Raw genomic sequence first — 12,238 nt, forward strand, 5'->3', positions numbered from 1 at the left:
ACACCTGGAGATTTTATAGAAGATATTGATGGCTTTACAGGAGCAAGTATCAGAGGAAACAAAGTATTCTCTGCAATTGTAGATGGTTTAAATAGAGGAATTTACTAGAAATAGAAGAATAACTACAACGTATATAGCATCTCTCCTTAAGACTTAGGGGGGGATGTTATATTTTTAAATTTTGTTAGTTAGATTTGTTAGGAGCTTAGTGAATTATTCTAAAAAATACTATTTCCTCATATATTACCTTGAAGATGTATAGCTGGATATGTAAATGAATTCTGTCTGTTGATACAGTAACAAAATCAAAGGTTGGGGGGAAAAATTGATGAAAGTAATTATCTGATATTGACATATGTATAATGCATGATATTCACTACCAGGGTTGGCACTTGGTGCATAATGTTGCTATTAGAAAGGGAAGAGTGTAAGCTTCAAAACCTTTCAGTTGAAGATACAAAAGATATCAATAAATGTGTTAATCAGACATTATGAAATATGATTAAACTTCAGATGCTCTTAAATAATAAGTTGGAAAACATTGTTGAATTACTACCAATTACAAGCACAACAACTACAACGACCACAACGACTAGTACTACTTCAACAAGCACAACGACAACTACCAAAAAATATGATCGGGGGGCTAAAGGCATGAAAAGAGGCTTCCAAATAAATAGTAGTCTTGGTTCATGGTAATAGTTTTATACATAAAGATGGGGAAGTAATAGCGCTAATAGAACCATAAATATAAAAGTATTTTAAGGTAAAATAAAGGAATTGTATTTAACAAAATCCGAAGTGATCTTAAATATCACTTCGGATTTTATAGTATAGACAGACGCAAAGCTAATTAATACTTTAACTTTTTCCTATATGGATATGAGGTGCGTTTTTTTTAGAATCTTTTCTGTTCCAATAAGTTGCTAATGCAGTTCCAGAAATATTATGCCAAACACTAAAAAGTGCACCAGGCAATGCAGCTAAAGGTCCAAAATGCACATTAGCTAAAGAAACCGCTAGACCAGAGTTTTGCATGCCAACTTCTAAAGTTATAGCTCTAATTTTATCCTCATCTATTTTAAAGAATTTACCTATTGTGTAACCGATTAAAAGTCCCATTAGGTTGTGTAAAATAACTACTATAAAAACTAAAATACCTGAGGTAAATATACGCTCAGCGTTTGCACCTATAATTGCACCAACAATAATTAAAATAGCAACTACAGAAACTAGAGGAAGAATTTTAAGGCTTTTTTCAATGGAATTATTCAATAGCTTTCTAGTTGCCATACCCATAATTACAGGGATAAGAACGATTTTTAGTATATCAACAAACAACACTGAAGCAGAAACTGGAAGCCACTGGCCTGCAAAAACCAGCATAATTAATGGCGTTAAAAAAGGCGCTAAAATTGTTGAAATTGATGTCATGGTAACAGAAACAGGGACATTTCCTCGAGCTAAATAAGTGATAACATTCGAAGCTGTTCCTCCAGGACAAGCACCTAACAAAATAACCCCTATTGCCAACTCAGGATCAAGGTTAAAGGTCTTAGCGATTAAAAATGCGATCAAAGACATACCAATGAATTGAGCAAAAACCCCAACTAATATGGCTTTCGGCTGGAGTAAAACCCGCTTAAAATCGTCACCTTTCAGTGTCATACCCATACCAAACATGATGACACCTAAGAATAGGGGAATGTGAGGTAAAGACCATGCAAAGATTGAAGGGTTTAATAAACCTAACACAGATACTAATATAATCCATACAGAAAAATAATTACCAGCGATACGACTTAACTTCTCTAGAAATTTCAATATAAAAGCCTCCTAATAATGATATTATAACAATATGACATTACTATTTTGAGTGAAATAAAACATGTTGTCAATAGATTTATAATATACTGTTATTTTTTTTACTAACATGACATAGATAGGTGCGTTTTCAATGACATCTCAACGTTTAATTACAAGAAAATATTTTGGGTATTTATTAGGATAAAGAAGTTATGTAAAAGAAATTTTTTGGAGGGATAGTGTATGAGTAGTATTAAAGAAACTGTAGAAAAACAAAAGTTGTATTTTGAAGAAGGGAGAACAAAAGACTTAAATTTCCGTTTGGAAAAACTGAAAATATTAAGGCAGGAAATAATTAATAATGAGAAAGAAATAATGGAAGCTCTGAAAAAAGACTTGAACAAAGCCCCCTTCGAATCCTATGAAACAGAAATAGGTCTTGTTCTAGAGGAACTAAAATACTATAAAGCATCTTCCAAATTGGGTAAGACCAAAAAAAGTTAAGACACCAATAATACACTTTTTATCTAAAAGCCACACTTATTCAGAACCATATGGCGTAGCACTGATTATGTCCCCCTGGAATTATCCTTTTCAGTTAACAATAGCACCACTAATTGGTGCTATTGCAGCAGGAAATTGTAGCATTATAAAACCCTCTGAATATGCTACAAACACATCTGAAATTATAGACAAGCTAATCAGCAAAAATTTCGATGAAGCATATATTTCAGTAATAAAAGGGGGAAGAGAAGCGAATAAATCTCTGTTAGCTGAAAAATTTGATTATATTTTCTTCACTGGTAGTGTTCAAGTAGGAAAGGTTGTAATGGAAGCAGCTTCAAAACACCTTACGCCTGTAACCCTTGAACTAGGGGGAAAAAGTCCTTGTATTGTAGATGAAACTGCCAATATAGATTTAGCCTCAAAGAGAATTGTTTGGGGTAAGTTTTTAAATGCAGGTCAAACTTGTGTAGCCCCAGACTACTTGATGGTGCACAGTAGCGTGAAAGAAAAACTTATAAACAAGATGAAAGATCATATTACTGAGTTTTATGGTTTATCACCATGCAGTAACAAAGAATATCCAAAGATTATTAATGATAAACATTACAACCGGCTAAGGACATTACTTAATGAAGAGAATATTGTTTTTGGAGGGCAATTCAACGATAAAACGAATCAAATATCTCCTACTATATTAGATAATGTAACCATAGACAGTGCTGTTATGAAGGATGAAATATTCGGACCCATATTGCCGGTAATAGAATTTGAAAATATAAACGAAGTTGTCTCAAGGGTAAATAAAAAGCCTAAACCATTAGCACTCTACTACTTTTCAAATGATATAAAGAGGCAGAAACATATTATTAATAATATATCTTACGGGGGTGGATGTATTAATGATACTATAGTACATCTAGCTACTCCACATATGCCCTTTGGGGGTGTTGGTGACAGTGGGATTGGAGGGTATCATGGAAAGGCAAGCTTTGATACCTTTTCTCATAAAAAAAGCATACTTAAAAAATCTAATTTAGTTGATATACCTCTTAGATATCCACCATATAAAAATAAATTGAAATTAATAAAGAAAATATTAAGATAACATTATTGGATGGATTTATAGACAGCCTACCTAAGCATTTAAACACATAAAAAACAAAATAGAGTGAGTTGAAAAGTATATATATAAGTGTACTAGAATAAAAAATGTGTATATATTAAACTACTGGGTATTTGATGTAATATATAAGATTTAACTAGTAAAGGAAAGATATTATGTTTAATAAAAAAGGTTGGATCATTGGAAATATATTAATAGGAATAGGTGCAATTAGTAGTTTTTTATACATATTATTTGGTGTATTTTGGACGAATCCTAATTTGATTTCTTTGTATATTGGTGCAGTAGCACTTATATTTATTGTTTTTAATTTTGTTTTATTAAAAGAACATAAGATATCCTATTGGATAGGATCATTTTTAATAATGATTTCTTCAGCCGGAGTGACTTACTTATTACACGGAATATTTGTTTTGAATAAGTTTTTATAATTGCAAAAAGCTTAGTTTTTGTGCTGGTAGATGTTAATAGGAGGAGAAATTATTTATGTCTAATGAAAATGAAGATAATAATCAGGGAAATGAAATTGAGGAAGAACAAAACATAGATAATTATAAGAGAAGAAAATCTATTAGGATAATCGCCTTAGTAACAGCTATATGTTTAGGGATTATGATAATGGGTCCGATATTTACAAATCTTAGCTTACCTTCTTTAGAGTTTCTTAAAGAATCCTCCCAATTAACGCAAAAGCCTGAAATAAAAGAATTTCAAAAATCTATCGTTACTATTATGGTTGATAATAAAAGAGGGACAGGATTTAACATAAAAGAAGATGGCTTGATTGTTACAAATGCCCATGTTGTTGAGGATAGAGAAAGTGTAATCGTTAGTTTTTATAAGGGAGAAATATTTCAAGGAAAGGTATCGAAAGTTTATGAAGGCATAGATTTAGCTCTAATCGAAATAGAAGCTAAAAAGTTACCAAAGTTAGCGTTAGGAGAGCGGTTAGAGATAAATGAGGAGGATGAAGTATTGATTATTGGGAATCCCTTGCATTACGAGGCCATTGCAAACAAAGGGGTAGTAGTTGGATTGACTAAAATAAAGGGAACAAGGGAATCGATTTTATTAATCGATGCGCCAGTTAATAGAGGAAATAGTGGGAGTCCTGTTATAAACGATGATGGGGAAGTGATAGGGGTAATATTTGCAACTATAAGTGATGAAAATTTTTCCGATAGAAAACTCGGCGCAGCAATTCCTATTAATAGGTTAAACCAGATCCTACAAAAATAGATTGGTAATAAAATCATTAAAATCAACCATGCGGATTTTAGGACAAAAAAGAATAGAAGACAACGAAACTAAGAATCAGGTCGAAGGACCTGATTTTTAGTTGAAGAAGTTTAAAAAGAATGTATGCGGGTATGTAAATTAATATAGAACATTACAGTACATAAATTTAAAGGAGGAATATAATGTTTTTTGTAGACTTTTTAGTTGTGTTCTTAATAGCGGTGCTATTAACTTTTGTATTCGGTGCAGGTGCTAAAAGAGAAAATGTCGGAGGTGGATTATTGGCATTTTTTATAATTGTATTTTTAGCCGCATGGGCAGGAGGTACATGGACACAACCAGTAGGTCCTCAAATATGGGGTGCATATTGGCTAAGCTTTTTAATTATAGGTTTGTTTGTGGCTATGATTATGGTGGCTGTTGCAGAGCCTAAGAGACATCCAAAAAATATTTCTAAAAAGAGTAAAGGGGCAGAAGATCCAGAGGCTGAAATGGCAGTAGTATATGCGTTTAATATATTTTTCTGGATTGTGGTTATTGCCTTAAGTGTATCAATTATTGGAGCTTATATTTAGAGAAGATAAAGTTACACTTATTAAATTTAATATATAAACATAGACAGGATATATTAGAGCATTTTTATAAGTGCTTTGATATATCCTTATTTATTTCAATAAGTTGGAAATATTTTCATAGAATAACTTTACAGGAGAGTAAGTGTAGAATATTATTAATTAGATAGCGTTTAGCTACAAACGTTTTTTGTAGGAAGAATACTTAAATTAAAAAGGAACAAGGAAATAAATTTTGGGGTCTATAGGAAGTAGAAAAATAATATTGAGAGGAAGGTTATAATGAAAAAGGCAATTAAAATTATTGCAGGAATATTTCTTGGGATTATATTAGTGGGGGCTGGCGGATTGTTTTTTATGACAAGAGGATTAGAGGAAGGAAAGATGGTTACCATCGGTGAGGTGGATATTACAGGTCTTGAAGATGGAATATATATAGGAGAGTATAATAGTAGAAGGTGGACCAATAAGGTAGAAGTGAAAGTACAGAGCAACGAGATCGTAGAGATTAATCTGACAGATGGCTTTACCCACAAAGATGTAATGGAGAAGGTTTACCATAGAATAATAAAGGATCAATCCTTAGATATAGATGTAGTGTCTGGGGCTACCGTTAGCAGTAAAGCCTATATAAAGGCAATAGAGAATGCTTTAGGGGTTGAGTAAAATCAGTTAATAGTTCAATCCCGAATAACATATACATTTGACTAGAAGACTGTACTATTCATATAAAAATTATTTAAAAATTAATCTTGATTTTTAAAGTGACTATATGTTATATTTTCATATAAGTTAAATTTACAGAAAATACAGAAAATAATGAAAATACAAAAGGGGGAAATGTCATGGGTATGAATTTTAAAAGGAGAATTCCTACTTCCGAAGAGATTATGCAAGAAATACCTGTACCAAAAGATTTAAAGACTATAAAAGAAAAAAGAGATAAGGAAATAAAAGATATTTTTGAAAGTAAAGATGATAGATTTGTACTAATTATTGGACCATGTTCTGCGGACAAGGAGGACTCGGTTTGCGACTATATCGGTAGACTAGCTAAAGTTCAGGATAAGGTAAAGGATAAAATTTTAATTATTCCGAGAATATATACAAATAAGCCAAGAACAACTGGTGTAGGCTATAAAGGAATGTTCCATCAACCAGATCCAACTAAAACGCCAGATTTATTTGAGGGTATAAAGGCGATTCGTAAAATGCATTTAAAAGCTTTAAGTGAATATCATATGTCTGCAGCAGATGAAATGCTATATCCAGAGAACTACATCTACCTTTCGGACATTTTAGGATATATTGCTATTGGTGCCCGTTCAGTTGAAAATCAGGGACATAGGTTGGCAGTAAGTGGAGTAGATGTACCAACAGGAATGAAAAATCCTACTAGTGGGGATATAAAAGTTATGTTTAATTCTATAGTAGCAGCTCAGCAGTCACATAATTTCACATATAATGGATGGGAGGTAGAGTCTACTGGAAATAAATTAACCCATGCAATTTTAAGAGGAGCAGTGGACTCAAGTGGAAGAAACATACCCAACTATCACTTTGAAGATTTAATTAGAGTAGCAGCAGAATATGAAAAGTTAGAACTTTGCAATCCTGCTATTATAGTTGATGTTAATCATGCTAATTCAATGAAGCGTTACTATGAACAACCTCGTATTGCTAAGGAAGTTTTACATAGTAGAAGGTATGAACCTTTGTTAAAGAAAATGATAAAAGGCTTAATGATTGAAAGCTATTTAGAGGAAGGTAACCAGAGTATCAACGAAAATATTTATGGAAAATCCATTACTGACGCATGTATAGGATGGGATACAACAGAAAAATTAATTTATGATATTGCGGATCATCTGTAAAGTATAATGATACACAAACAGTGATGAGTTGTTAGAAAAGATAAGGACTGTCTCTTAAATACGAGGCAGTTCTTTTTGGTTTAAACTAAGCCTTTATTATCAACTATTTTAAAGTGAGTAAAAGTCTTATAATGAGGAGTGAAATTAAAAGAAGCTTTAGAAAAATTTTACAAAATAAATAACACACTAGCCATTTTGATTTTAAAGAGGATATTAAGTAAAATAATATTAAGATTATTTTTAATAAGAAATTATTTTATTAGTTGTTATTTTAGGAGGAGTACAATGAACTTATTAGAAGAAATAAAAAGATATGAACCGTATAATGATCAAGAAGAACAGGATCAACAATTAATGGTAAAGTACTTAAGTACCTTTGGAAACTTATTAACCAGAGAAAATGAGATGGCACATTTTACTGCATCAGCTTGGGTACTTAATAAAGAAAGAACAAAAGTTTTGATGATTTATCATAATATATATGATTCGTGGGCTTGGACTGGTGGGCATGTAGATGGGGAGAAGGACCTTTTGAAGGTTGCTATAAATGAGCTGAAAGAAGAGACTGGGGTGAATTATGTAAAGCCGATAGTAGAAGATATTTTTTCCTTAGAGATTCTTTCTGTTAATGGTCATATGAAGCGGGGCAAATATGTGTCCTCCCATCTACATTTGAATGTAACCTATTTACTAGAAGTAGATGAAGATTTAGAACTTTTTATAAAACCAGATGAAAATAGTGGGGTTATGTGGGTTGATTTTAATAAATCAGCAGCGCTGTCCAAAGAAATATGGATGCAAGGAATATATAAAAAACTAAATGAAAAGTGCAAATTGTTAGAAACCGAATAGCTTGCATTGAGGAAATTGGGTAATAAAAGAAATTAATTGTAATAGTGAATATTTAAAACTGACATAGAAGAGACTAAAACAAATAAAATATGAATTGTTTATGGGAGGATAAATCTATGTCAGACAAGGATGTGCAAAAATCTTATCAAAGAAGTGCAGAAAGAATGCGAGGAGATCAAAAGACTTTTTCAGCTGATTTAACAGATGCCGATTATAATGATCCTAGCTTACATGAGGATATTCACAAAAAAATTCAGGTAGACTATGAAGGAATAGAAAAATCGCCATCGATGGAAGAAGTACATCAATGGCAAAGAGATCATATTAAAAAAGATGATCAGTCAAAGGAAGGATATCCTTTAAATACAATTATTGATCCTGCTATGAGAGAGATGTATCAAGTCGTAAACAAAGCAGGAATGAGCAATGTATTTGACCGTTTTAGTGAACAACAACCAACACAATGTAAATTTTGTATTGAAGGGTTATCCTGTCAACTATGTGCAAATGGTCCATGCAGAATTAGTAAGAAGGCACCAAGAGGTGTCTGTGGTGTAGACGCCCATACGATGGTAGCAAGGAATTTTACATATAGACATGTAACCATTGGTACATCAGCAAACATATTTCATTGCCATCAAGCAGCAAGAACACTAAAAGCTGCTGGGGAGCATCCAGAAAGTGGATTGAAAATACGAGATCCTGAAAAACTAAAAAAATATGCTGATATGGCCGGGTTAGACGCTAATCAGCCTATAGATAAGCTTGCTATAGCATTTGCTCAATGGGTAATGGATGATATACATTTGCCTCATCATATGGAATCTAAAGCGGTTGAAGCCTTTGCACCTACAAAAAGAAAAGAGCTTTGGAGACAGTTAGGACTATTTCCAGGTGGGGGATATAGTGAGGTAGCCTATGCACAAACCCAGTGTATGACCAATTTTAACTCTGACCCTGTAGAGTTTTTACTTAGAAGTGTTCGTCTAGGAATAGCGAATGAATATCAGGGATTATTTTTATTAAATATCGTTCAAGAAATTTTAATGGGTACTCAAGAGATTGCAATGAAAAAGCAGAATATGGGTTTATTGAAAGAAAATCAGATCAATGTTGTAACCAATGGTCATATGCCGTTATTGGCGCATATAGCAATTGATTTAGCTTCTAGTGACGAATGGCAGAAAAAAGCAAAAGACGCTGGGGCTGAAGGCATTAAAATATTTGGGCATGTTTGCGAAGGGCAGCAGCTAATTAACTATGAAGGCACCCACAACCAAAGTGCTTATGGTGGTCAAGAAGGTGAATGGTTATCACAGGAATACCTATTAGCAACTGGAGTTGTTGACCTATTTATGTTTGATTATAACTGTACTGTACCAACAATGCCTATATTTGCTAAAAAATTTGGGACCAAGTTATTAAGTACGCATCCAGTTATTAAACTACAAGGAACAGAGACCTTAGACTTTGTACCAGAAAAAATGAAAGAACAAGCTACAAAGGCTTTAGAGATGGCAATTGATTCTTTTAAAGAAAGAAAGAGAGAAAATCGAAAAACCTATATTCCTCCTCATGTCTCTGACTGCATGGTTGGTTTTAGTACGGAATCAGTAAGAAATGCGCTTGGCGGTAGCTTTGACCCATTAATTGAACAAATAGCTAATGGTAATATTAGAGGAATAGCAACAATCGTTGGGTGTACGACAGCTCGATATGGTCAAGGTGGTAGTAATATATTTAAAATCACAAAAGGTTTGATTGAAAACAATATTTTAGTATTATCAGGTGGATGTACCTCTAGTGTTATGGAATACACAGGGTTAACAGATCCAAAGGCAGCAGAAGAATGTGGAGACGGTTTAAAAGCAGTTTGTAAACAATTAGGGATTCCACCGGTATTGACCTATGGGGCTTGTGTAGATATAGGAAAGATGACCCATACTGCTAAGGAGTTAGCAGATGCATTAAATGTAGACACGAATAAACTACCTTTGGTAATTGGTGCCCCTGAATATTTAGAGCAAAAAGCAGTAGCCGACGCATGTACTGCTGTAGCCTTAGGATGGTTAGTTCATGTAGCACCAGTTCCTTCAATTACAGGAAGTGATGTAGTGGTCAAAACCTTGACTGAAACGACTGAAACATTAGGATTAGGTAAGGTGGTAGTAGAAATGGATGCAGAAAAGACTATACAAATTTATGTTGACCATATTGAAGGAAAAAGAAAAGCGTTAGGATTAAACTAAATACACTAAAAAAGTCATTTCTTATTTGAAATGGCTTTTTTATATGTTGGGAAATCCAGAAAGCGGTTTCACTAGTATATTTATAAGTAAAAAAAAGGGAATTGACTAGGAATTTACATCAAATAATGCTAATATTTAGTAATAGAGAGTTAGTAGCGCTTATACTGAAATCTGTTGAAGTGTAAGTGTGAAGATTTCAATTGACTTAATTTTAAACTGATTCGAATTGAATGGAACAACCCATTGTTATATTTAAAAAAAAACAAAAATCAAGGGGGAATATTATGACCATAGAGCATATGTATTTTGTAAATTTTATTATTGCCGCTGTTGTATGTGTATTTTTGATTCTTGAAGGATTTCATAAATACCGTCAAAAAGAAATTATATTTCATAATAAAGTACTCAGTATACTTCTTTTAGTCTATCTTTTTATGACGCTAATTACTAGCTTTATAAGAGTAGAGCAAGAATATAAGAAATTTGCTGTAGTTTTTTTATTAGCTCCAGGAGTCATTTTTGTCTATAGATTATATGTAGAGGTTATTAGTAGAAGAATTACAATTTATGATATAGAAAAGAAAGAAGCAATTTATTTAGTAAAGTCGGTATTAGAAGAGCTTAAAATAGAATACAATCATGAGGTTAATGAAAAAGGAAAAAATATATTCAAAATAAAAGGCAGTAAAGCAAAAATAACGTTAAAAGAGGTACCCGTATTTGAAAATAATAAAGAAGTTTTAGTGTTAAACAGTTATGACTTTACCCAAAATAAACAATTTCAACTTGGTTTGAAAGACAAAACCTTAGAAGTGAAAAAAGAAAAGTCAAAACTAAGAGGAATTGGAGAAATAATCACTGGCGGAACATTAATAATAATTATAGCTATAATATTAGTTATTTATAAATAAGGCTTTCGCTTTTGTATAATAAAAATCTTCCACGAAATCTTCTGTAATATGATAAAATTAGATATAAAAGTGCTAAAATTAGCATTAAACTTTATTATTACGGGAAGATAGGGGGCAAATTATGAAATTAATTTCGTGGAATGTAAACGGCATTAGAGCCTGCCTTAAAAAAGGATTTATGGATTTTTTTGAAAAAGAAAATGCAGATATATTTTGCATTCAAGAATCTAAAGTACAAGAGGGCCAAGTCACTCTGGACTTAAAGGATTATCATCAGTATTGGAACTATGCTGAGAAGAAAGGTTATTCTGGGACAGCCATATTCTCGAAAGTAGCGCCTTTAAATGTAACATATGGCATTGGTATTGAAGAACACGATAATGAAGGGCGAGTTATTACACTAGAATATGAAGACTTCTATGTGGTAACTGTGTATACACCCAATTCTCAAAGAGGTCTTGCACGATTAGACTATAGGATGAAATGGGAAACAGATTTCTTAAAATATTTAAAAGGGATTGAAGCATCAAAACCAGTCATATTATGTGGGGATTTAAATGTTGCGCATAAAGAGATAGATCTAAAAAATCCTGATACCAATCGAAAAAGTGCAGGTTTTTCAGATGAAGAACGGGCTAAGTTTGATGAACTTCTAAACAATGATTTTATTGATACATTTAGATACTTTTATCCAGATAAAGAAGATGCCTATACTTGGTGGTCATATATGAGAAAAGCGCGAGATAGAAATATCGGGTGGAGAATTGATTATTTTTGTGTGTCATCAAAGTTAAAAAGTGAGCTAAAAGAAGCTAGTATTTACACCGATGTGCATGGATCAGATCATTGTCCAGTGGGATTAGAAATATTCTAAAGTAAAATATAAGAAAAATATGGGAGACAGACTGTTTTTTTATTTAAATAGTCTGTCTTTTTTATATTAATAGGTTGACCTTTACTATTTTTTAGTTTAAACTTATGTATAAATATGAAATTGATTTTTAAATTATGAAATATAGTTTGGATTTTAGTTTTAAAATAAAGACACTATAAACGTTGTTAATTCAATGAATATATGGTATTTTCAAATTATTTAATTATAGAT

The 12,238-nt window shown here is 32.3% G+C and carries 13 protein-coding genes; 12 read left to right on the forward strand and 1 reads right to left on the reverse strand.

Annotated features, from left to right (window positions below):
- The first annotated feature begins 513 nt into the window (after positions 1–513).
- Entirely contained in the window at positions 514–699 is a 186-nt protein-coding gene (locus tag RH915_RS02720; protein WP_310477778.1) for a hypothetical protein, read from the forward strand.
- A gap of 162 nt (positions 700–861) precedes the next feature.
- Here RH915_RS02720 and RH915_RS02725 read toward each other — a convergent pair whose 3' ends face one another.
- Positions 862–1,824 carry a bile acid:sodium symporter family protein gene (locus RH915_RS02725; RefSeq protein ID WP_310477779.1) on the reverse strand — a complete coding sequence of 321 codons (963 nt, stop codon included), beginning with the start codon at positions 1,822–1,824 and terminating at the stop codon, positions 862–864.
- Positions 1,825–2,049: 225 nt separating this feature from the next.
- Between RH915_RS02725 and RH915_RS11435 the strand changes: the two genes are divergently transcribed.
- The 11 genes from RH915_RS11435 to RH915_RS02775 all read left to right on the forward strand — a co-directional run bounded on the left by RH915_RS11435 (position 2,050) and on the right by RH915_RS02775 (position 12,007).
- Positions 2,050–2,310: a hypothetical protein gene (locus RH915_RS11435; RefSeq protein WP_331618266.1), complete on the forward strand. Its 261-nt coding sequence runs from the start codon at positions 2,050–2,052 to the stop codon at positions 2,308–2,310.
- Positions 2,311–2,377: 67 nt separating this feature from the next.
- Positions 2,378–3,418 (forward strand): aldehyde dehydrogenase family protein, encoded by a 1,041-nt coding sequence (locus tag RH915_RS02730; RefSeq protein ID WP_331618267.1) that lies wholly within the window; start codon positions 2,378–2,380, stop codon positions 3,416–3,418.
- 173 nt (positions 3,419–3,591) lie between these two features.
- Entirely contained in the window at positions 3,592–3,867 is a 276-nt protein-coding gene (locus tag RH915_RS02735) for a hypothetical protein (protein ID WP_310477780.1), read from the forward strand.
- Positions 3,868–3,922: 55 nt separating this feature from the next.
- Positions 3,923–4,675: a S1C family serine protease gene (locus RH915_RS02740; RefSeq protein ID WP_310477781.1), complete on the forward strand. Its 753-nt coding sequence runs from the start codon at positions 3,923–3,925 to the stop codon at positions 4,673–4,675.
- Positions 4,676–4,857: 182 nt separating this feature from the next.
- Positions 4,858–5,250, forward strand: coding sequence for a hypothetical protein (locus RH915_RS02745; protein ID WP_310477782.1), 393 nt, complete (start codon positions 4,858–4,860; stop codon positions 5,248–5,250).
- 279 nt (positions 5,251–5,529) lie between these two features.
- A complete protein-coding gene (locus RH915_RS02750) occupies positions 5,530–5,913 on the forward strand; it encodes an FMN-binding protein (RefSeq protein WP_310477783.1) in 384 nt (127 codons plus the stop codon).
- Between the two features lie 179 nt (positions 5,914–6,092).
- A complete protein-coding gene (locus RH915_RS02755; protein ID WP_310477784.1) occupies positions 6,093–7,121 on the forward strand; it encodes a 3-deoxy-7-phosphoheptulonate synthase in 1,029 nt (342 codons plus the stop codon).
- A gap of 285 nt (positions 7,122–7,406) precedes the next feature.
- Positions 7,407–7,973, forward strand: a complete 567-nt coding sequence (locus RH915_RS02760) for an NUDIX hydrolase (protein ID WP_310477785.1) — start codon at positions 7,407–7,409, stop codon at positions 7,971–7,973.
- Positions 7,974–8,089: 116 nt separating this feature from the next.
- A complete protein-coding gene (cooS, locus tag RH915_RS02765) occupies positions 8,090–10,222 on the forward strand; it encodes an anaerobic carbon-monoxide dehydrogenase catalytic subunit (RefSeq protein ID WP_310477786.1) in 2,133 nt (710 codons plus the stop codon).
- A 284-nt stretch (positions 10,223–10,506) separates the two neighbouring features.
- Positions 10,507–11,133: a hypothetical protein gene (locus tag RH915_RS02770; protein WP_310477787.1), complete on the forward strand. Its 627-nt coding sequence runs from the start codon at positions 10,507–10,509 to the stop codon at positions 11,131–11,133.
- A 121-nt stretch (positions 11,134–11,254) separates the two neighbouring features.
- The gene (locus RH915_RS02775) at positions 11,255–12,007 is read left to right on the forward strand and encodes an exodeoxyribonuclease III (RefSeq protein WP_310477788.1); all 753 of its coding nucleotides are present in this window, start codon (positions 11,255–11,257) and stop codon (positions 12,005–12,007) included.
- Positions 12,008–12,238: the final 231 nt, after the last annotated feature.

It is taken from the genome of Serpentinicella sp. ANB-PHB4, assembly GCF_031432315.1.
Taxonomy (GTDB): Bacteria; Bacillota; Clostridia; order Peptostreptococcales; family Natronincolaceae; genus Serpentinicella.

Bases quoted from the DNA above. Each gene is read 5' to 3' on its own strand.
- RH915_RS02760 (WP_310477785.1), top strand. From the start codon at position 7,407: ATGAACTTATTAGAAGAAATAAAAAGATATGAACCGTATAATGATCAA.
- RH915_RS02755 (WP_310477784.1), top strand. From the start codon at position 6,093: ATGGGTATGAATTTTAAAAGGAGAATTCCTACTTCCGAAGAGATTATG.
- cooS (WP_310477786.1), top strand. From the start codon at position 8,090: ATGTCAGACAAGGATGTGCAAAAATCTTATCAAAGAAGTGCAGAAAGA.
- RH915_RS02740 (WP_310477781.1), top strand. From the start codon at position 3,923: ATGTCTAATGAAAATGAAGATAATAATCAGGGAAATGAAATTGAGGAA.
- RH915_RS02770 (WP_310477787.1), top strand. From the start codon at position 10,507: ATGACCATAGAGCATATGTATTTTGTAAATTTTATTATTGCCGCTGTT.
- RH915_RS11435 (WP_331618266.1), top strand. From the start codon at position 2,050: ATGAGTAGTATTAAAGAAACTGTAGAAAAACAAAAGTTGTATTTTGAA.
- RH915_RS02735 (WP_310477780.1), top strand. From the start codon at position 3,592: ATGTTTAATAAAAAAGGTTGGATCATTGGAAATATATTAATAGGAATA.
- RH915_RS02775 (WP_310477788.1), top strand. From the start codon at position 11,255: ATGAAATTAATTTCGTGGAATGTAAACGGCATTAGAGCCTGCCTTAAA.
- RH915_RS02730 (WP_331618267.1), top strand. From the start codon at position 2,378: ATGTCCCCCTGGAATTATCCTTTTCAGTTAACAATAGCACCACTAATT.
- RH915_RS02720 (WP_310477778.1), top strand. From the start codon at position 514: ATGCTCTTAAATAATAAGTTGGAAAACATTGTTGAATTACTACCAATT.
- RH915_RS02750 (WP_310477783.1), top strand. From the start codon at position 5,530: ATGAAAAAGGCAATTAAAATTATTGCAGGAATATTTCTTGGGATTATA.
- RH915_RS02745 (WP_310477782.1), top strand. From the start codon at position 4,858: ATGTTTTTTGTAGACTTTTTAGTTGTGTTCTTAATAGCGGTGCTATTA.